The organism is Rhizobium sp. MHM7A (genome assembly GCF_005862215.1).
Lineage (GTDB): Bacteria > Pseudomonadota > Alphaproteobacteria > Rhizobiales > Rhizobiaceae > Rhizobium > Rhizobium bangladeshense.
In genome coordinates this window covers 48,987-69,097 of record NZ_VCHT01000013.1, presented here as the reverse complement: position 1 = coordinate 69,097, position 20,111 = coordinate 48,987, and the positions used below count along the sequence as shown (strand labels likewise).

The following is a 20,111-nucleotide window of genomic DNA, read 5'->3' as shown; positions in this document are numbered from 1 at the left end:
CCTCTACCCGCTGACGGGTATCAATCTCGCGGATCAGCAGCGTTTCACCCGACCCATGGATCGACGAGCTCGATCCCAAAACCTTCGAAATCCCTGGTGTTGCGCGTCGCAAGGGTGAGATCGTGAGCAATCGCGGTCGCGGCGATCAGGCCGTCCATCGACGAAAGGCCGCGGCCGTTCCGCTTTGCGTGGCCCATCAGATCTCCCCAAGCCAAGGCCACCGCTTCGTCCACTGGGATGATGCGCTGCTCGAAACGCTGCGGCAGATCGCGGGCAAGCCAATCGGCCAGCACGTCACGTTTTCGTCCATTGTCCATCAGGGTGACACCGCGCCGGATTTCCGCGACCGACACGACGCTGATGAAGGAGCGATCCTCGTCGAGCCCACCCAGCCACCCCAGGACGCGCACATCGGGGTTCGGCTTCGTGACCTCAGACAGGACGTTGGTGTCCAGCAGAAGTCTCACAGTCCGCTATCGCGCGGTTCGTCGCGTTGACGCTCGAGATCCAGATCGGCTCCACGCAGCGGTGACTCCATCAGAAATTCGGCCAGCGTCCCCTTGCGGGCGATCTTCCGTTGCCATTCCTCCGCAGAGACGACGACCACGCTCGGCTTGCCGTTGCGTGTAATAGTCTGCGGCGCGGATTGCGCGCGTTCGATCACTTCGGAAAGCTTCGCCTTTGCGCTGGCGACGGTCCAGCTTTCCTCGCCTTGCCGTGATGACTGCATGGCCCACCTCCTGACCAGAATGACTACTGTGACTATATAAGCGGTGAATGGGTGAACGGCAAGCTTCGCGAAAGAAATGGCAGACGGCCGTCGGCGAAGGCGGAATGAGCGACTTGCGCCATGATCACATGAATATGCTCGAGACAATCAAGGGCTGAGCGGCGGCAACGGGGGCCGTTACCCGCGGCCAGATGTCACTTCAGCGGGAAAGCGTCTTCCTCAGGCGATGAATATGGGCGGCGCCGATGCCGCAGCAGCCGCCGATGATCGTCGCGCCAGCTTCGGCCCAGGAGCAGGCGAAGCGCGAATAGGCATCGTCATCCAGATCGTCGCGGGTGCCATGCAGGCCTTCATTGGCGGCCTGCTCGCCAGTTTCCCCTTCGAAGGCGTTGGCGTAGACGCCGATTTCGATCTGAGCATTTCTCTCCCGGAACACCCGTGCCGCCGTGTCAACCGCGCCCCGCATGACCTCGGGCTTGCTGCAATTGAACAGGAAAGCCGCCGCACCCGACGAAACCGCCCAGGACGCCGCGTCCTCGACGCTTTCGCCGGAGCGGAGTTTCGGCGCGCCGCCCCTGAGCGCAGCCTCGTCATCCGCCAGCGTGAACGAAATCCAGAACGGCTTGCCCGATGCCGCCACCGCCTTGCGAACGGCTTCGCCTTCGGCGATCAGGCTCAAAGTCTCACCGAGCCATAGGTCGACGAAGGGAGCGAGGTTTTCGACCAGCACCTCCAGATAATCCTGCACCTGGGCGGGCTGAAAATTCTGCGGCTCATACGAGCCGAAGATCGGCGGCAGCGAACCGGCGACCTGCACCTTCCGGCCGGTGACGCCCTCGGCGGCCTCGCGCGCCAGGCGACCGGCAAGACGGATGAGCGCTGGCCCCTCCTGCCGAAAGCGGTGTTCGCCGATATGGAAGGGCACGAGCGCATAGCTGTTCGTCGTGATGATCTCGGAGCCGGCGGCGATGAATTCCTGGTGCACTTCGCGCACGATCTCCGGCGAATTCATCAGCGCCAGCGCCGACCATTCGGGCTGCTTCAGTTCGGCGCCCAGCCGCAGAAGCTCGCGGCTCATGCCGCCATCGAGAATTCGCGTTGTGCTCATGAGGTAGTCTCCATTCAGGCTGTCGCGCCATTGGCGGCGGCGGGCTTTCAATACAAAGTGGCGAGCTTTTCTTGGCCTAGCGGCGAACCGGCACCTGCGCTTCGAGACCTCGAAAGACGCGGGCGATCACTGCGGTCAGAGCAAGATAGAAGAGGGTGACGACGATGAGCGGTTCGTAGACGAGCAGCGTGTCCTGGCGAACCTTGTTGGCAACGGCGTAGAGATCCATCACCGTCACCGTGAAGGCAAGCGGGGTGGCCTTGAGCTGCATGACGATCTCCCCGGCAATGGTCGGAAGGGCGATGCGAATGGCGCGTGGCAGCCAGATGCGGCGGGTGAGTTTCCACGGCGAGAGCCCGAAGGCCCGACCGGCCTCGAGCTCGCCCTTGGGAACGGCAAGCAGGGCACCGCGCAGCACCTCGGCCTCATAGGCCGCGTAATTCAGCGTGAAGCTAACGGAAGCGAAGAAAAAGCCCTCGCGCAGAACCGGCCACAACAGGCTCTGGCGGATGCCGGGGATCATGGGCAGCAGCGAGCCGACCCCATAATAGAGGAGCCAAAGCTGGATCAGCAGCGGCGTGCCGCGGAAGAAAGTGCAGTAGCCGCGGGCAAGGAGCTTGGTAATCCTGCCTCCGCTGACCTGCGCGAAAGCAAGGCCTATGGCGATGACGAAGCCGAACGTGACGGAGATCACCAGCAGCGACACTGTCTGCCAGGCACCCGTCAGGAGAAGCGCCCAATAGGAAGAGATCCAGGTAAAATTCATGAGTGCGGTCTCTTCAGGCAGGGCGCGGCTGCCCCCGCCGCACCCGACTTTCGATCAGCTTGAAGGCGACGTTGGAAACAAGGGTGATGGCGAGGTAGAGAAGAGCCGAAGCGAGGAAAAAGACGAAGTAGTGCTTGGTGCTCGCCCCGGCGAGCCGGGTGGCGAGCGCCAGTTCCTGGTAGCCGACGACCGCGACGAGCGCGCTGTCCTTGGTCACCGACATCCACAGGTTGGCAAGGCCCGGCAGCGCGTTCGGCAACAGCGCCGGCAAGAGGACGCGACGGAAGCGGAGCACCGGGCCCATGCCGAAAGCCTTGGCGGCCTCGATCTGGCCGAGGGGAATGGCAAGGATCGCGCCGCGCAGCACCTCGGTCATATAGGCGCCCTGCACGAAACCCAGGACGGCGACGCCCGCGACGAAGCCGTTCACCTCGACCGGCGGCAGGTCCAGCGCAGCCAGCAGCCGGTTGACGCCATCGGTGCCGGCATAATAGAGCCCGACGATCAGGATCAGCTCGGGAACGGCGCGAATGACTGTCGTATAGAGGTCGAGCAGCAGGCGGAGCACAGGGTTGCCGGAAAGCTTTCCAAGCGCGCCGCCCGTGCCGAGCAGCAGACCGACGGCGAAGGCGCAGGCCGAGATGGCGACCGTGGAGACCGCACCTGCCAAGAGAACGCCGCCCCATCCCGGAGGAGAGGGGGACAGGAGGTCCAGAATTCCTTGCTGCGCGGTCGCCATTATCAGGACGGCTTACTTCGCGCCGTAAATATCGAAGTCGAAGTATTTCTTGGTAATCGCGTCGTACTGACCGTTGGCGCGCACTGCCGCGATTGCCTTGTTCAGCTTGGCTTTCAATTCGGTATCTTCCTTGCGCAGGCCGCCTGAAACGCCGGCTCCGAGGATCTCCTTGTCGTCGGTGACATCTCCCATGTTGGCGCAGCAATCCTTTCCGGCATCGCTTTTCAGGAAGGCGTCAAGCGCCAGCGAATCGCCAAAGACATAGTCGATGCGGCCGGAAGAAAGGTCCTGAAAAGCCTCGTCGAGCGTCTGGTAGGTCTTTTCCTCGGCGACGGCGGCAAAATACTTCTTGTAATATTCCGACTGGATGGTCGACACCTGGATGCCGATGGTCTTGCCCTTCACGTCCTCTGCCGTGGCGCCCGGCTTCAGGTCCTTGGGGCCGATCAGGGTGCTCGGCGTGTTGTAATATTTGTCGGTGAAGTCGATCACCTTCGAACGTTCGGCAGTGTTCGACATCGACGACCAGATCACGTCGAACTTCTTACTCTCAAGAGCCGGAATGAGGCCGTCCCAGGAGATCTCGACGATCGAGCACTTCTCCTTCATCTCTTCGCAGACGGCATTCATCAGATCGATTTCCCATCCCTGCCACTGGCCCGAAGCGTCCTTGGCAAAGAAGGGCGGATAAGATTCATTCATGACGCCGAAGCGGACGTCGGCCTGTGCCGCGACGGCGGAAAGCGCTAATGCGACGCCGGCGAAAAGCGTGGGGAGCAGTTTCATTCGCAGGGTTCTCCTGGTTCGTGTTGTGGGTGATGGCTCGATGCGGGTTCAGTGGGAGCTGAGACGAGTGAATTCCCGGCAGCGGGCGCTGACAGGCGCCCCGAAGACTTGCTCGGGCGGGCCTTCCTCCTCGACCCGTCCCTGGTGCAGGAAGAGGACGCGGCTCGATACATCGCGGGCGAAACGCATTTCATGCGTGACGATCAGCATGGTCCGGCCCTCTTCCGCCAGATCGCGGATGACTTTCAGCACCTCGCCAACCAGTTCGGGATCGAGTGCCGATGTCGGCTCATCGAACAGCATGACAGCGGGATCGACGCAGAGCGCTCTTGCGATCGCCGCGCGCTGCTGCTGGCCTCCGGAGAGGAAGGCGGGATAGACGTCGCGCTTGTCGAAGAGCCCGACTTTGTGGAGCAGAGCTTCCGCCTTTTCGATGGCCTCGCGCCTGGAAATGCCCATGACATGCACCGGCGCCTCGATGACATTTTCCAGGACAGTGCGATGAGCCCAGAGATTGAAGCTCTGAAAGACCATGCCGAGGCCGGTTCGCAGCCGCTCGATCTGCCGCCAGCTGCGCGGTTGCAGCCGTTCGCCGCGGCCGGTCTTCAGGGCGACCTCCTCGCCGCTCACGATGATGCGGCCACGATCCGGCGTTTCCAGAAAATTGATGCATCTGAGGAAGGTGCTCTTGCCAGAACCGGATGAGCCGATAATGGAGATGACGTCAGACTTGTGGGCCTCGACCGAAATCCCCTTGAGAACCTGTTGGGAGCCGAAGCTTTTATGAAGATCTTCGACGCGAAGAGCAGGTATAGGGTGATCCGACATGCATGGGTCCGGCTGAGCTGAATTTGCGAAGAATAATGATAAAGTTGCGCGGTTTTTTCGCGCAATTTCTGCCTCTTCTGCATTTAATGTGCAAAATAATCTTTCTCACGCGGCAAATCAGGCGAAACGCATGAGCCGCGAAACGCCGGAATGGACTGGTACAATGGAACAGCTGGATCGTTTTGATCGTGACATTCTCGATATCGTTCAGCGCGACTGCCAGCTGAAGGCCGAAACGATCGCCGAACGGGTGGGGTTGTCGGTCTCGGCCGTGCAGCGGCGGTTGAAGCGCCTGCGGGAGGAGGGCGTCATCAAGGCGGAGGTCGCCATCGTCGACCGAAAGGCGACGGGGACCTCGATGGTGTTCATCGTCGGAATGGAGATCGAGCGGGATAATTACGACGCCTTGGCGAAGTTCCGCGTCTGGGCGGAAAAACAGGATCATATCCAGCAGGTCTATTACGTCACAGGCGCGGTCGATCTGATCGCGATCGTGACCGCCCGCGACGTCGAGCATTATGACGACATCGCCGCCCTGATCATGGCTGAGAATCCGCAGATCCGCCGCATGCACACCAATGTGGTGCTGCGAGACGTCAAGCTCGGCCTGTTCGTGCCCCTGGAATAGCCATCACCTTGTTTAGCCGGCAAGCTGCTGGACTCATGTCGGACAAAGGGCATAATCCCGGAGGGCAATTTCGGGAGGAACGATCTTTGACCTTACGACACCAGATCATCGCATTGGCGATCGTCCCGCTCGTGATTTCGATCCTCGCGATCACCACCTTCATCACCTGGCAATCGGCAAATCTCGCCAAGAACAGCATCGACACGTTCGAGCAGAACATGCTGAAGGCCAAGGAAACCGAGATCCTCAACCTGACCAATCTTGCCTTGTCCGCCATCCAAGCGATCTATGACAGGGCCGGTCCCGACGACGAAGCCGCCAAGCAGCAGGTGGCCGCGATCCTCACCTCACTCGACTATGGCAGGGATGGCTATTTCTTCGTCTACGATTATGACGGCAACAATATCGTCCATCCGCGCCAGAGCTTCCGGCACGGGCAAAATTGGCTGGATCTTACCGATCCTGACGGCGACAAGGTGATTGCCGAGCTGATAGCCACGGCAAAGGCGGGCGGCGGCCTGCATCAATACAAATGGCAGAAACCTTCCACGGGACAGATCGCCGACAAGCTCTCCTTCGTCGTCAGCCTCGACAAATGGCACTGGGTGGTAGGCACGGGCGTCTATCTCGACGACGTCTTTGCTCAGAGCGCGGCCGCCAACACCGTGATGCGCGCCAACATCAGACGAACCTTCGTGATCGTCGCGCTGATTGCAGTGCCCTCGGTGCTCGTCGTCTTCACGACCTGCATGCTTTTGACTTTCCACGAACGCCGCATGGCCGACAGCCGGCTGAAGGAGCTGACGCAGCGGGTCATCGACACCCAGGAGGAAGAGCGCTCGCGGCTTGCACGCGAGCTGCATGACGGCATTTCCCAGAATCTTCTCGGGGTGCGCTATGCGATGGATCTCGCCGGCCGCAAGGTCAGGACCAATGTCGCGGATGCAGCGCTGACCATCGACCGTGGCGTCGAGGCGCTGAACGGCGCCATCAAGGAAATCCGGCGGCTGTCGCACGACCTGCGCCCGCGCGTGCTCGACGATCTCGGCCTGACGGCCGCGCTGGAGGCGCTCTGTCATCATTTCGCCGAGCGGACGGGGATCGAGACAACGATCGACGCTTCAGGCTTTACCGGCACGCTGAAAGCCGAAGCCAACACCGCCCTCTATCGCGTCGCACAGGAAGCCTTCAACAATGTCGAGCGGCATTCGGGCGCCTCAAAGCTCTCGGTCAAGCTGTGGAGCGATGGCGGCCGCGCCCGCTTGACGATTTCTGACAACGGCACCGGCTTCGATGGCAGCAAGGGCGGCGCATCAGGCGAGACAGGTCTCGGACTGCGCAACATGCAGGAACGCATGGCCCACTTCCGGGGCCTGCTGCTCATCAACAGCAGCGAATCCGGCACGACGCTGACGGCAATGATGCCGAGGTCGGCCAATCTGCCCGCCGGCAACCAGGCGGAAGCCGCATGAGCGAACGGCCGAAAATCAGGGTTCTCCTGATCGACAATCATCCGCTGGTGCTGGACGGATTGAAGGCGGTGCTCGAAACATTCGACCATATCGAAGTCGCCGGCACCGCCGGGCTCGCCCAAACGGGCCTCGACATCGCCCGGCAGGTCCAGCCGCAGGTGGTACTGATGGACATCAACATGCCGAAACTCAGCGGCATCGATGCGATCGAACTGTTCAGGAACGAGCTTCCTCAAGCGCGTGTCGTGATGCTCTCCATGCATGACAGCCGCGAATATATCTCCTCCTCGGTCATGCATGGCGCTGCCGGTTACGTCCTCAAAGATGTTTCTACCGACGAGATCGTCTCGGCCATCGACACAGTGGCGGCCGGGGGCACCTATTTCTCCTCGGGCGTGTTCGACGCGCTGATGGGCGAACGCGCGGAGGAGGGGAGTGACCCCCTGACGCCACGTGAGCGTGACATCCTCGAGCTGATCGTTGCCGGCAGGAGCAACAGGGCGATCGCCGAAGCGCTTGGAATAACCTCCGCGACGGCGGAAACGCACCGCAAGAACCTCAAGAAGAAGCTCGGCATCGCCACCACGGCCGGCCTCATCCGTTATGCGCTCGATCACGGTATCGTCTCGAAAGTCAGCGGAAACCCGCGCCTACCCACTTCTGGGTAGGCACCGGCATTTCCGCCCCGCGCCCATCTTGTGATGACAAAACCGACGCCATAGGACTCCCTCCGCGGCTGGCCGAGTGTCAGTCGTTGGGAGGAATTCACATGCGTTACATCAGCTTTCGATCGGCTGGAAAGGTCGAGCGACCCGAACCGGGCTCGCCGCGGCCTGCGGCTGACAGACCTGCCTTCCACGCCGATAACTGGAACATGGCGACCGCCGCCCGCGGCGTCTGAAAGGTACCCGACATGGAAAAACCACAAAGCAAGGCAGCGCTCTGGCTGCTGATCATCCCGTACATAGGGCTGCTATGGCCTCCATTCTACAATCTCCGGGAGCCGACGCTTTTCGGCTTTCCCTTCTTCTACTGGTATCAGCTTCTCTGGGTGCCGATCACCGCGACGCTGACCTGGATCGCCTATCGGAGCGTTCGCCATGACGACTGACATCAACGGCACGGCGCTTGCCGTCTTCATCTTCTTTTTCGCCCTCGTCACCGTCATGGGTTTCGTCGCCAGCCGCTGGCGCAAGCCCGAGACGCTGGCCCATATCGACGAATGGGGCCTCGGCGGACGCAGCTTCGGCACCTGGATCACCTGGTTCCTTGTCGGCGGCGATTTCTACACCGCCTATACCGTGATCGCCGTCCCCGCGCTGGTCTACACGGTCGGCGCCTACGGCTTCTTCGCGCTGCCCTATACGATCGTCGTCTATCCCTTCGTCTTCATGGTCATGCCGGTCCTGTGGAAACGCGCGAAGGATTTCGGCTATGTGACGGCAGCCGACGTCGTGCATGGCCAATACGGATCGCGCGGTCTTGAACTCGCCGTCGCGGCGACTGGCGTGATCGCCACCATGCCCTACATCGCCCTGCAGCTCGTCGGCATGACGGCGGTCTTGAAGGCGCTCGGGCTGCATGGCGAACTGCCGCTTGCGATCGCCTTCATCGTGCTGGCGCTCTATACCTACTCGGCAGGCCTGCGCGCGCCCGCCTTGATCGCCTTCGTCAAGGACATCATGATCTATATCGTGGTGATCGCCGCCGTCGCGCTGATCCCGTCGAAGCTCGGCGGCTACGCCAATGTCTTCGCCTCGGCGGACGCAGCTTTCCAGGCCAAGGGTTCGGGCAATCTGCTGCTCGGCGGCAATCAATACGTCGCCTATGCCACGCTCGCTCTCGGCTCGGCGCTGGCGGCCTTCATGTATCCGCATACGCTGACGGGCATCTTTGCCTCGAACAGCGGCAAGACGATCCGCAAGAATGCTATCATGCTGCCGGCCTATACGCTGCTGCTCGGCCTTCTGGCTCTGCTCGGCTATATGGGGCACGCCGCCAACCTGAAGCTCGACAGCGCCAATGACGTCGTTCCCACCCTGTTCAAGACGCTCTTTTCGGGCTGGTTCTCCGGCTTCGCCTTTGCGGCGATCGCGATTGGCGCGCTGGTGCCGGCGGCGGTGATGAGCATTGGCGCGGCCAACCTCTTCACCCGCAATTTCTGGAAAGCCTATGTCGATCCCAGAGTCAGCGATGCGGGTGAGGCCAAGGTCGCGAAGGTGACGTCACTCGTCGTCAAGGTCGGCGCGCTTCTCGTCATCATCTTTCTGCCGACGCAGTTCGCGCTCGACCTGCAGCTGCTCGGCGGCATCTGGATCCTGCAGACGCTCCCGGCGCTCGTCTTCGGCCTCTATACCAACTGGTTCCGAGCACCCGGCCTGCTTGCCGGCTGGTTCGTCGGCTTCTGCGGCGGCACTTTCCTGGTCTGGGATGCCGGCTGGAAGCCGCTGCATCTGATCAGCCTCGGCGGCGAACCCTTCACCGTCTATACCGGCCTGCTGGCGCTGGCGGCAAACATCGCGGTTGCAGTCGTGGTCAACGCCCTGCTTCCGGCCCGGGCCACAGCTCGAGCATGACAGGAAATGCGAAGGGCAGCAGACGCTGCCCTTCGTCACTTTGTACTTCGGCAGAAGCTGATAAAGGAGCAGCCGATCAGAAATCTTCCCGGTCGCCAGCCAATGCCTCGTTGCCATTTGACTGGAAAGACTTGCCCACCTTTGCAATCATCGAGGGCGGGGTGAGACCACGGCTTGAGCATGGCTGTGCCGCAGCAGCCGGCAGTGATATGGGCTTCGATGTCACCGCTCCGCCGATATTGAGCTTCCCCAAGAGCTGAAACAGCGCGTCGTGGCGCCTATATCAAAGGCATGTCGTGATGCCGCCATCGACATAAAGCGTGTGACCGTTGATAAAGGACGAGCCGGAGCCCGAGAGGAAAACGGCCGCGCCGACCAGTTCCTCGACGTTGCCCCAGCGCCCAGCCGGTGTGCGCTTTTCCAGCCAGGATGAGAATTCCGGATTGTCGACGAGCGCCTGGTTAAGCGGCGTCTTGAAATAGCCGGGCGCAATCGCGTTGATCTGCAGGCCGTGCTTGGCCCAATCGGCACACATGCCGCGCGTCAGGTTGCGCACTGCGCCCTTGGTCGCGGTGTAGGGCGCGATTCCGGGACGGGCGAGCTCGCTTTGAACGGAAGCGATGTTGATGATCTTGCCCTGGCCGCGCGCGATCATCGCCTTGGCTGCGGCCTGCCCGACATAAAACACGCTCGAAATATTGGTGGTCAGCAACAGTTCCCATTTGTCCGCCGGGAAGTCTTCGAGCGGGGTACGAAACTGCATGCCGGCATTGTTGATCAGAATGTCGAGCGGCCCGATATCAGCTTCGATCGCGTCTATGCCCTCTTTAGCGGCGTCCCTGCTGGTGACGTCGAAGATAGCCGCATGAGCGGACAGACCTTGAGCCTTGAGGCTTTCGATCGCGCGCCCGACAGTTTCGGGGGCCCGGCCGTTGATGATGACTTCGGCGCCGTGCTGCGCTAGCCCTTCTGCGAGGGCGTAGCCTATCCCCTGGCTCGAGCCGGTGATCAGGGCAAGCCGTCCGGTAAGATCAAACAGGTTCTTCATGCAGATAACTCCTCCAGTCTCTGGCAAGCAGCTTACACTGGTGTTCGCGGTGAAACTTACTTGACTTCCGATGCCGCATATTCAGGGGCCGCTTTCGCCGTGCCCTCTCTTATCGTTGACTGAGGCTGTCAGCCAGTCTGATGAGACCAAGGAAGTCCGACCTGTAGCCGAAGGGATCCGCTCCCCGCGATGCTGCGGCGAGGTCGGCGACCGCCTGATAGGAATAGGTGTCGAGGGCGGGGAGGCGGCTCAGTTTCTGGCCGAAGGCGGCGACCGCCACCGAGAAGCGGACATCCTGCGGCGCGGCATCGACGCTGGCGACTGCATTGCCATCGCCGACCGGCGTTGTGATGAGAGCGCTCTTGTCCTCGCCCGGCCGCTTGTAGCGCATCTTGACGAAGGCGATCTCGCCTTGGTGCGAATTGTCAGACGTCGTGGTCGGCGCCCTCCCTGCCGCGCCGTAACGCAGATCGTCGTTCATCACCGCCGGGCTTCCCTTGGGTGTGATCTCGTAGATTGCCGTGACGCTGTGGCCGGAGCCGATATCGCCTGCGTCGACACGGTCATTGTTGAAGTCCTCGCGGTTGAGGGCGCGGGTTTCATAACCGATCAGCCGGTATTCGGCGATGCGCTGAGGATTGAACTCCACCTGGAACTTGACGTCCTTGGCGACCGGAAACAGCGTCGATCCCGCCTCTTCGACCAGCGTCTTTTGCGCTTCTGACAGGGTGTTGATGTAAGCGGCGCTGCCGTTGCCGTTCTGCGCAAGCGTCTGCATCAGGGAATCGTTGAGATTGCCCCGCCCGAAGCCCAAAACGGTCAGGAAGATGCCGTCCTTGCGCTTTTCTTCGATGATACGCTTCAGATCCTCGTCGCTCGAAGGGCCGACATTGAAATCGCCGTCCGTCGCCAGCATCACCCGATTGACGCCGTCCCTGGCGAAGGCCTGTTTGGCGAGGTCGTAGGCCGCCTCGATACCTTCGGCGCCACCGGTCGAGCCTCCAGCCTCCAGCCTGTCGATCGCCGCGAGGATCTTCGATTTCTCCGCCACCCGAGTCGGCTCAAGCACCGTGCCGGCATTACCGGCATAGGTGACGATCGAGACGGTGTCGTCGGGTTTCAGCCTGTTGACCAGGAGGCGGAAAGCGCTCTTCAGAAGCGGCAGCTTGTCCGGCTCATCCATCGAGCCCGAGACGTCGATCAGGAAGACCAGATTGGCATGCGGCGCGGTCGCCGGCGCGATGTCATAACCCTTGATCGCCACGTGCATCAATTGCGTGTCGTGGTTCCACGGCGTCGGCATCACCGTTACGGTCGCCTTGAAGGGCTGACCGGCATTGTCGGGACGCGGCCAATCGTAGGGGAAATAGTTGATCATCTCCTCGACGCGAACCGATTGGGGATCGGGCATCGCCCCGCCCGTCAACGACCGGCGGACGAAGGAATAGGAGGCGCTGTCGACATCGGCCGAGAAGGTCGAAACCGGATCGGTCGCGACGCTCTTGATCGGATTTGCCGCGGCATTGGCAAACCGCTCGCGATCAGGATCGAGCTGAATCTGCGCACGCCTATCTGCTGGCGGAACAGGCGAGGGGGCGACAGCCATCGGTTCGGCCAACAGCTGCCCTTGAGCCACCATACCGGGAGCGGTCGGTGCAGCGCGTTTGGCCCGTCTGGCGGACCCGTCCGATTTATTCAGGAGAGCCGATATCTCATCGGAGCTGAAATCGGATAACGGCGACTCAGCCGATCTCGCCGGGGCACGCTGCTCGCTGTCCTGCAACACCTGCGCGCTATCGGCGGCAGGTTTCTCAACAGGCTCGCTTATTTCTGGCCTTGTCTGTGGAACTGGAGGCGCGGCTGTAACCGGTCCAACCGCCTGGGGCACCAGTTCGGCGGTTTGGTTCGGCGCGTCATTTTTCGAACGGCTGGCCGCAATCTCTTCCTGACCGACGATCGGCAATTGGTTGCGGGTCAGCTTGAAGGTGAGATAACCGGCGGCGGGAATGACGAGCAGCGTCGCAAGGGCTGAACCGGCGAGGAATTTCTTGTTCATGGCAGGGCTCCATATCCAGTTGATGATGGAGCTTTGACGCCAGACCTTCACATTTCCTTTGGCTGCGGCAGCATCATTTCCTGCGTCGTCGAAGGCCCGCATCGCGGCGGCGAGCGCGCGTGAGCGTGCCTCCGGATCGGCTGCCGGTGGCGTAGGGCGGGAGAGTTTGTCCAGTTCCTTGTCCACGGTCATACCTCTTCCTTGCCGAGCATTGCCTTCAGCCTCTTGCGCGCCTCGTGGACCTGCCAGGACACGGTCGTCTCCGAGCAGCCCATGACATCGGCGGCAGCCGAATGGCTGAGGCCCTCGCCGTAAACGAGCAGCACGGCGTCGCATTGCCTTTCCGGCAAGGCGCGCACGGCCGCCCATAATTCGCTCGATATCTCGTCATCATCATTTCCAGCAGGCGCATCCTGCCGTGGTTCGGCAGCATACGCGCGGGACGTCTGCTCTTCCCGCGCCAGCTTGCGTCTATGGTCGCGGGCGGCGTTGAGCGTCAGCGTATAAAGCCATGTCCTGAACCGGCTGGCGCCGCGAAAGCCGCGTATCGCCGCGCCGAGCTTGACACAGACCTCCTGGGCAATGTCATCAGCATCGGTGGAACTGCCCGACCATCGCCACGCCGTCGCATGGACGAAATCATAATGGCGCGAGACCAGTTGCCCGAAGGCCTCCCGGTCACCACGCTGCGCCCGTTCTATGAGCTCCGCATCCAATGCGCACCTACCCCCAAGCTATCAAGCAAGATGCCATTCGGGATTGAGACGTTTTTCCGATGGCGTTCCTTGGGTCGACAGCAAAATTTTCGTTCGAACACCGGCACTATCTCGGGCGCAGCTTAAAATAATGAAGCATCACGACATCCGCGAGTCGCGACCAGACAGATTGCCTTCGCCCCGCAGGCGCATGATGATGGCAGAGTCGGCCAAGGGCATGGATCTGCATGTCCCAAATCGAAAGGACTCTTCATGTCCGCTCCATCGCCTGTCCCTACTGAAAAAGCCATCCTGCAGTTTCTCGATATTTGCGATAGTTTCTATCCCCAGGACGCCGTCGAAGCGTCAGTCGAGCAGCAGCGAAACTGGTACGATGCCCTATGCGCGCGGTTCGACCGCCCGCTGCCGCCTGACATGGTTTTTGCCGACGGCATGGTCCAGCGCATTCCGATCCGGCGCTACCGTCCCCGCAAGATCAGCACGCGCACGGTTCTTCTCTATCTCCATGGCGGCGGTTTCGTCGTCGGTTCGCTGGAGAGCCATCATGCCATCTGTGCGGAGATTGCCGATTTTGCCGGTGCAGAACTCGTTTCCGTCGATTATCGCCTGGCTCCCGAATATCGCTGGCCGGCACAGACGGATGACGGCTTTGCCGTGCTGAAGCATCTCCTTTCGGCCAGCAACAAGGTCGTGCTGATCGGCGACAGCGCCGGCGGCAACCTTGCGGCGGGCCTTGCATTACGCGCACGCGACGAAGGCCTGCCCGGCGTCGTCGGTCAGGTCCTGATCTATCCGGCACTCGGTGGAGACCTGACTGCCGGTTCCTATGTCGAAATGGCTGCGGCGCCTGGCCTGACCACGGCCGATGTCGCCTATTATCGCGAGATCCTGCAGGCGCCGGCAGGCGCCGAAGTCGCCGAACCGCTGAATGCATCGTCGCTTGCCGGGCTGCCGCCCGCTTTCATCACCGTCGCGCATTTCGATCCCTTGAGAGACGACGGCCGCCAGTATGCGGCCCGGCTCGCAGCGGAGGGTGTCGAGGTCTCCTTTCGGGAGGAACCGCAGATGGTGCATGCCTGGCTGCGCGCCCGGCACATGAGTGAAGGCGCGCGCGACGGCTTCCACGCCGTCTGCGAGGCGGTTCGGCATTTCGCGGCGCCCTGACGATCACATCAGGTCGCGCGCGATCCGCTTTTCGGCAAAGATCTTTTCGAAGATCTGCACATCATCCTCGAAAGCAGTGACGAAGGCGCTGATGATCCAATCATTCGCGGTGCAGGCAATTCGCGCGGTCGCGACGGTGCGGACGAACCAGCCGGGCCGGTGCATGTCGCAGGTCCAGGTCGAAGTGCCGGTCATCGACAGCGGGTCATCCGGCGAGATCGACCAGACCTCCTCCCGCAATTGCCGCGTCGACAGGCCAGTCTCGGGATGTTCGTAAAGCCCGGTCTCCTCGTGGATACGATAATCCGTGCGGTTGGCCGAGAGGTCCCGGACGACCTGACGCTTCGTCGCGGCGCCTGCATGCTCGATATATTTGGGCAGGGGATCGGGATTGGCCGGTTCATCGATTTCGATCTTCCGGTGGTCCCCGAGCAAGGGCAGCGCCAGGCCGAGCGTTGCAATATCGATCTCGACGCCATGATCATCGGGCGGCGGCAGGATCATCGGCCAATAGGCGGTCGAAAGGGAAAGGCGGATGCGATGCCCCTTGCGGAAGCGATAGCCGCAGGCATCGAGCATGAGCCGGATCGGCACTCTCTCTCCCGGCGTGAGCGGCTCAGGATCGGCATTGCCGTGACGGTGGGTGAGATTGATCACGCCGAAGGCGACACGCGTGGCCGTGCCGTCCGGATGGACATCGACCAGCCGGGCACAGAGATTGCCGCCGGTCGCGTGCGCGCGCAACGCAAGCGTCACGACGGGCCGGCCGAGATAGTCATGATCCCCTGCAAGCGGCGCCGTGTCGAAGACGAGAGAGCCGGCATCGTCGCAGCGTTGGTCGATGGCCATTTCGGCGTCGGGTTTCAGCGTAAAATATTCCCCCGATGCCGTGCCCGTGTCGAGGGGCGAATGGAGATAGATGGGATGCTCGGGCGCATGCGGGATCGGCATGCCTTGCGTCAACCGCCCGAATTGCTCGACATAGAAGCATTGCATCCGCGGCGGCGACCAGTCCTCTTTGGCGATCCAGAAGCCTGGATCGCTGTCGCGTCGGGCGGCAGGCCTGACGGCGTCGAGAATGTAGGCGCGGACCTGCGGCAGGCGGTCGATCCCATTGTCCTCGCCGCGCAGCCATTTGTTCCACCAGGCGATCGCATCGCTGTGGAAGTCGACGCGCGGCTTCGGCCAGGCAAAGTGCGGATATTTATGAACCCACGGGCCGATCAGCGCTTTTGCCTTTCCGCCGAGACCTTCCACCGCCATCAGAGGCGTATTGCGGTAGCCGTCCGCCCAGCCGGCAATGACGAGCGCTGGGATATCCACGTCCGAAAAATCCTCTGAGATCGAACCGTGTCGCCAGAAACCGTCGCGCCGCTGGTGAGCCAGCCACTCCTCCATGAAGAACGGTTCGCCGGCCAGACGTTCCAGCCACATCTCCTTCCAGCGCTCGCCGACGAGCACCGGATCGGGCGGGCGCGACTGGTAGCCGAGCATGGTTGCCGCCCAGGAGAGTTGGGCGGAGAGGTGGCAGCCGTTCTTGTAGTGGATGTCGTCGTTGTACCGGTCGACGGTCGAGGCGATCGAGATGACCGCCTTCAGCGCCGGCGGGCGCAATGCTGCGACCTGAAGGCTGTTGAAGCCGCCCCAGGAGATACCCATCATGCCGACCGAACCGTTCGACCATGGCTGCTCGGCGATCCAGGCGATCAGCTCGCAGGCATCGGCAAGCTCGCGCTCGGTATATTCGCCGTCGATGACGCCATCGGATTCTCCGGATCCGCGAATATCGACACGCACGCCGGCAATGCCTGCGGCCGCGAAGACCGGATAGGTCGACTCGTCACGGAGACTGGTTCCGTCGCGCTTGCGATAGGGCAGGAATTCGAAGACGGCGGGAACGGGATCGTCCTCCGCGCCCTCGGGCATCCACATGCGCGCGGCAAGCCGCGTTCCATCCTTCAGCGTAATCCATTCATTCTCGATGGTGGTAAAGCCGCGCGAGGTCATGCTGATTCCTTGATGCCCATTCAGTTGCCGGCGCTTTCCATACGACGTGTGGCAAGCACCCGTTCCAGCCAGCCGATTTCCATCTCCGGTACGGATTTCAGAAGCAGGTCGGTGTAATCGTCAAAGGGCGGCGACAGCGCCGTCGATTTCGGGCCGAAGCGCACCAGCTTGCCGCGATGCATCACCGCCACGCTATCGGCGATCGCCCGGACGATTGCGATGTCGTGGGTGATGAAGACATAGGAAAGCTGCTCTTCCTCCTGCAGGCGCAGCAGCAGCTTGAGGATGCCCTCCGCCACCAGCGGATCGAGCGCCGAGGTCGGCTCGTCGCAGAGGATGAGTTCTGGCTTGGCGGCAAGCGCTCTGGCGATCGCTACCCGCTGCTTCTGGCCGCCGGACAGTTCAGCCGGATAGCGGTCGATGAAGCCATTGCCCATTTCGATCTGATCGAGCAATTCCTTGACCCTGGCGGTTTTCTCTGCACCTCTCAGGCGATAGTAGAAAGTCAGCGGGCGGCCGATGATGTCGCGCACCGTCTGGCGCGGGTTCATCGCCGTGTCGGCCATCTGGTAAATCAGCTGAATGCGCCGGAGATCATCGTTGGGCCGGCTCTTGAGGCCTGGCATCAAAGGCTTGCCGTCAAAGACGATACGCCCGCTGCTCGGCGGCAAAAGGCCGGTGATGGCGCGCGCCAGACTCGATTTACCCGAGCCGGATTCGCCGACGACCGCAAGCGTCTGACCCTTGGGGACATGCAGTGAGACATCGTGCAGCACCTTGAAGCCGTTGGAATATTCGGCGCTGAGATTTTCCACCTTGAGTAGGGCCGATGACTGGTCTGCGGCTTCGTCGCGATAGGCTTGCCTGACATTGACGAGGGCGCGCGTATAGTCCTGTTGCGGCGCCTCGATGATCTGCTGGACGCTGCCGTATTCCACTTGCCTGCCATGGCGCAAGACCATGATGTCGTCGGAGATCTGGGCGACGACGGCAAGGTCGTGGGTGATGTAGAGCGCGGCTGTATGCGTTTCCTCGATGGCATGCTTGATCGCCGCCAGCACGTCGATCTGCGTGGTGACGTCAAGCGCCGTCGTCGGCTCGTCGAACACGATGAGTTCGGGGTTCGAGCAAAGCGCCATCGCCGTCATTGCGCGCTGCAACTGGCCGCCGGAAACCTGATGGGCAAAGCGCTCACCGAAGCTTTCGGGGTTGGGTAATCCGAGAACACGGAACAGATAAAGCGCCCGTTTGCGCGCCTCATCTTTGGTCATCAGACCATGCTTGACCGACGCTTCGATCACCTGATCGCCGAGCCTGTGCGCCGGATTGAAGGCGGCCGCCGCCGATTGGGCGACGTAGCAGACCCGGGCGCCGCGGATTTTCTGGATGCCGTTCTTGCCGAGCGCCAGAATGTCGGTGCCGCCGAGCCGCACCTCGCCGCCGGTGATTTCGGCGCCGCCGCGGCCATAGGCCAGCGCCGAGAGGCCGATCGTCGACTTGCCGGCGCCCGATTCTCCGATCAGACCGAGAACATTGCCCTTCTGAAGGTCGAAGGAAACGCCGTCGACGATCGTCACCCGCTTGGGCGGTTCGCCGGGCGGATAGCTGGTCGCCTCGATCTTCAGATTGTGGACGGAAAGAAGCTCAGGCATCGCCGCGCCCTCCCTTGAGGCTGGATGTGCGTTTCAGGAGCCAGTCGACGACCAGATTAACGCAGATGGCGAGGACGGCGATGGCCGTACCCGGCACAAGGGCGGCCGATATGCCGAAGATGATCCCGTCCTTGTTGTCCTTGACCATGCCGCCCCAATCCGCCGCCGGCGGCTGAATGCCGAGGCCGAGAAAGGACAGCGTCGAGAGGAACAGGATCGAGAAGGCGAAGCGCAGGCCGAACTCGGCCAGCAGCGGCGACAGCGTGTTCGGCAGGATCTCGCGGAAGATGATCCAGAGCTTGCCTTCCCCGCGCAGCTTCGCCGCTTCGACGAATTCCATCACTGCGACGTCCAGCGCCACGGCACGGCCGAGACGATAGACGCGGGTGGAATCCAGGACCGCCATGACGAGGATCAGGACGACCATGTTCTGCGGCAGGACCGCCAGCACCACCAGTGCGAAGATCAGCGTCGGGATCGACATCATCAGGTCATTGAAGCGCGAGAACACCGTGTCGATCAGCCCCCGCGACACCGCTGCGGTGAAACTCAAAATGACGCCGAGCGAAAAGGAGATGATGGTGGCGGCAGAAGCGACCAGCAAGGTGGTGCGCGCGCCGTAGATCAGCCGCGAGAGAATGTCGCGGCCGAGATTGTCGAGGCCGAAAATATATTTATCGTCCGGCAGCTGCCAGACGTCGCCGACGACCTGGGTTTCGCCATAGGGCGCAATCCAAGGCGCGAAGATCGCAAAGATGAAGGCAATTGCGATGCCGGCCATGCCGATCCAGGCGGTGATGGGGATGTCTCTTGCTCTCATCGGGGATGCCTCAGTCGGGGATTGGCGATGATCGCGAGAATGTCGGCCATCATGTTGAGCAAGATGTAGACGGCCGCGAAGATCAGGCCGCAGGCCTGCACGACCGGCATGTCGCGCACGGTAACCGCATCGACCATATATTGCCCCATACCGGGATAGACGAAGACAACCTCGACGACGACGACCCCGACGACGAGATAGGCAAGGTTCAAAGCCACGACATTGATGATCGGCGCGAGCGCGTTGGGGGCGGCGTGTTTGACGATCGCGCGGAAGGCGCTCAAACCCTTCAGTTCAGCCGTCTCCATATAGGCCGAGGACATGACGGAGAGGATCGCCGCGCGCGTCATGCGCATCATATGCGCGAGCACGACGAGCACCAGGGTCGCCGTCGGCAGGGCGATCGCCTTCAACCGCTCTGTGAAAACCATGCTGTCGTAGACAGTCGCCGGGAAGGTCGCCATGCCGAACTTCACCGCGAAGAACAGGATCAGCAGGTAGCCGATAAAAAATTCCGGCAGCGAGATCGCCGCAAGCGAGATGACGTTGATGATCTTGTCGGGCAGGCGGTTGCGGAAATGCACCGACAGCATGCCGAGCCCGACAGCGAGCGGCACCGATATGACAGCTGCGAAACCCGCCAGAAAAAGCGAATTGCCGAGACGTTTGCCGATCTGTTCGCTCACCGAGTTCTTGCTGGCCCAGGAGGTGCCGAAATCGCCCTGAACGGCATTGCCGAGCCATTCGACATAACGCGTCGTCACCGGCCGATCGAGCCCGAGATCCTGACGGATATTGGCGACTGCCTGCGGCGTCGCCGACTGGCCGAGATAGGTGGTGGCAAAGTCGCCGGGAAGAGCTTCGAGGCCGCCGAAGATGAGGATCGAGACGGCAAAAAGCAGAACGACGCTGAGCAGCAGGCGTTCGAGGATAAGGGCCAGCAACGGAAATCGCTGTCGGAACCTGAGGCCGGGCAAGATATTGCTCGGAGCGGGATTGGTCATGGCGGAGGCCT

At 61.8% G+C, this 20,111-nt stretch carries 21 protein-coding genes and 1 pseudogene; 7 read left to right on the top strand and 15 right to left on the bottom strand.

From position 1 onward, the window contains the following. Window positions 1–44 precede the first annotated feature (44 nt). From FFR93_RS30900 to FFR93_RS30870, 7 genes are all read right to left on the bottom strand, one after another. Window positions 45–467, bottom strand: a complete 423-nt coding sequence (locus FFR93_RS30900) for a type II toxin-antitoxin system VapC family toxin (RefSeq protein ID WP_138395987.1) — start codon at window positions 465–467, stop codon at window positions 45–47. Then, the gene (locus FFR93_RS30895) at window positions 464–730 is read right to left on the bottom strand and encodes a type II toxin-antitoxin system Phd/YefM family antitoxin (protein ID WP_138395986.1); all 267 of its coding nucleotides are present in this window, start codon (window positions 728–730) and stop codon (window positions 464–466) included. Before FFR93_RS30895 ends, FFR93_RS30900 begins: the two co-directional genes overlap by 4 nt. Window positions 731–929: 199 nt before the next feature. Beyond that, window positions 930–1,838, bottom strand: a complete 909-nt coding sequence (locus FFR93_RS30890; protein ID WP_138395985.1) for a homocysteine S-methyltransferase family protein — start codon at window positions 1,836–1,838, stop codon at window positions 930–932. 76 nt (window positions 1,839–1,914) lie between these two features. Further along, window positions 1,915–2,604, bottom strand: a complete 690-nt coding sequence (locus tag FFR93_RS30885; protein ID WP_138395984.1) for an ABC transporter permease — start codon at window positions 2,602–2,604, stop codon at window positions 1,915–1,917. 13 nt (window positions 2,605–2,617) lie between these two features. Next, complete coding sequence (locus tag FFR93_RS30880) at window positions 2,618–3,343, bottom strand: ABC transporter permease subunit (RefSeq protein ID WP_138395983.1); 726 nt, start codon at window positions 3,341–3,343, stop codon at window positions 2,618–2,620. A gap of 12 nt (window positions 3,344–3,355) precedes the next feature. After that, complete coding sequence (locus tag FFR93_RS30875; protein WP_138395982.1) at window positions 3,356–4,129, bottom strand: transporter substrate-binding domain-containing protein; 774 nt, start codon at window positions 4,127–4,129, stop codon at window positions 3,356–3,358. Between the two features lie 48 nt (window positions 4,130–4,177). Further along, window positions 4,178–4,957 carry an ATP-binding cassette domain-containing protein gene (locus FFR93_RS30870; RefSeq protein WP_138395981.1) on the bottom strand — a complete coding sequence of 260 codons (780 nt, stop codon included), beginning with the start codon at window positions 4,955–4,957 and terminating at the stop codon, window positions 4,178–4,180. 163 nt (window positions 4,958–5,120) lie between these two features. Between FFR93_RS30870 and FFR93_RS30865 the strand changes: the two genes are divergently transcribed. The 6 genes from FFR93_RS30865 to mctP all read left to right on the top strand — a co-directional run bounded on the left by FFR93_RS30865 (window position 5,121) and on the right by mctP (window position 9,633). After that, window positions 5,121–5,585, top strand: coding sequence for an Lrp/AsnC family transcriptional regulator (locus tag FFR93_RS30865; protein WP_064709300.1), 465 nt, complete (start codon window positions 5,121–5,123; stop codon window positions 5,583–5,585). 86 nt (window positions 5,586–5,671) lie between these two features. After that, window positions 5,672–7,057, top strand: coding sequence for a cache domain-containing protein (locus tag FFR93_RS30860; protein ID WP_138395980.1), 1,386 nt, complete (start codon window positions 5,672–5,674; stop codon window positions 7,055–7,057). Then, window positions 7,054–7,725, top strand: a complete 672-nt coding sequence (locus FFR93_RS30855) for a response regulator transcription factor (RefSeq protein WP_138395979.1) — start codon at window positions 7,054–7,056, stop codon at window positions 7,723–7,725. Before FFR93_RS30860 ends, FFR93_RS30855 begins: the two co-directional genes overlap by 4 nt. Window positions 7,726–7,826: 101 nt before the next feature. Continuing rightward, window positions 7,827–7,958 carry a hypothetical protein gene (locus FFR93_RS41990; protein ID WP_281407918.1) on the top strand — a complete coding sequence of 44 codons (132 nt, stop codon included), beginning with the start codon at window positions 7,827–7,829 and terminating at the stop codon, window positions 7,956–7,958. A 12-nt stretch (window positions 7,959–7,970) separates the two neighbouring features. Then, a complete protein-coding gene (locus tag FFR93_RS30850) occupies window positions 7,971–8,168 on the top strand; it encodes a DUF3311 domain-containing protein (protein WP_064709297.1) in 198 nt (65 codons plus the stop codon). Next, complete coding sequence (mctP, locus tag FFR93_RS30845) at window positions 8,158–9,633, top strand: sodium:solute symporter family monocarboxylate transporter (protein WP_138395978.1); 1,476 nt, start codon at window positions 8,158–8,160, stop codon at window positions 9,631–9,633. Before FFR93_RS30850 ends, mctP begins: the two co-directional genes overlap by 11 nt. Before the next feature lie 76 nt (window positions 9,634–9,709). Here the strand turns inward: mctP and FFR93_RS41635 are convergent. The 4 genes and pseudogenes from FFR93_RS41635 to FFR93_RS30830 form a co-directional block, all read right to left on the bottom strand. Continuing rightward, a pseudogene (locus FFR93_RS41635) lies at window positions 9,710–9,904 on the bottom strand (hypothetical protein); the annotation flags it as partial. A gap of 12 nt (window positions 9,905–9,916) precedes the next feature. Next, the gene (locus tag FFR93_RS30840; RefSeq protein ID WP_138395977.1) at window positions 9,917–10,681 is read right to left on the bottom strand and encodes an SDR family oxidoreductase; all 765 of its coding nucleotides are present in this window, start codon (window positions 10,679–10,681) and stop codon (window positions 9,917–9,919) included. Between the two features lie 109 nt (window positions 10,682–10,790). Continuing rightward, entirely contained in the window at window positions 10,791–12,929 is a 2,139-nt protein-coding gene (locus FFR93_RS30835; RefSeq protein WP_138395976.1) for a VWA domain-containing protein, read from the bottom strand. Continuing rightward, on the bottom strand, window positions 12,926–13,453 hold the full coding sequence (locus FFR93_RS30830; protein WP_138395975.1) for an RNA polymerase sigma factor: 528 nt from the start codon (window positions 13,451–13,453) through the stop codon (window positions 12,926–12,928). Before FFR93_RS30830 ends, FFR93_RS30835 begins: the two co-directional genes overlap by 4 nt. A gap of 252 nt (window positions 13,454–13,705) precedes the next feature. Here FFR93_RS30830 and FFR93_RS30825 point away from each other — a divergent pair, with 252 nt between their 5' ends. Further along, window positions 13,706–14,617: an alpha/beta hydrolase gene (locus FFR93_RS30825; RefSeq protein ID WP_138395974.1), complete on the top strand. Its 912-nt coding sequence runs from the start codon at window positions 13,706–13,708 to the stop codon at window positions 14,615–14,617. Window positions 14,618–14,620: 3 nt separating this feature from the next. Here FFR93_RS30825 and FFR93_RS30820 read toward each other — a convergent pair whose 3' ends face one another. From FFR93_RS30820 to FFR93_RS30805, 4 genes are read right to left on the bottom strand one after another with little or no spacing between them, the layout of a single operon-like run. After that, window positions 14,621–16,624 (bottom strand): CocE/NonD family hydrolase, encoded by a 2,004-nt coding sequence (locus tag FFR93_RS30820; protein ID WP_138395973.1) that lies wholly within the window; start codon window positions 16,622–16,624, stop codon window positions 14,621–14,623. A 20-nt stretch (window positions 16,625–16,644) separates the two neighbouring features. Next, window positions 16,645–18,276 carry an ABC transporter ATP-binding protein gene (locus tag FFR93_RS30815; RefSeq protein ID WP_138395972.1) on the bottom strand — a complete coding sequence of 544 codons (1,632 nt, stop codon included), beginning with the start codon at window positions 18,274–18,276 and terminating at the stop codon, window positions 16,645–16,647. Further along, window positions 18,269–19,096 carry an ABC transporter permease gene (locus FFR93_RS30810; protein WP_138395971.1) on the bottom strand — a complete coding sequence of 276 codons (828 nt, stop codon included), beginning with the start codon at window positions 19,094–19,096 and terminating at the stop codon, window positions 18,269–18,271. The genes FFR93_RS30815 and FFR93_RS30810 overlap by 8 nt, the downstream gene beginning before the upstream one ends. Then, window positions 19,093–20,100, bottom strand: a complete 1,008-nt coding sequence (locus tag FFR93_RS30805; RefSeq protein ID WP_064709288.1) for an ABC transporter permease — start codon at window positions 20,098–20,100, stop codon at window positions 19,093–19,095. The genes FFR93_RS30810 and FFR93_RS30805 overlap by 4 nt, the downstream gene beginning before the upstream one ends. Between the last annotated feature and the right edge of the window lie 11 nt (window positions 20,101–20,111).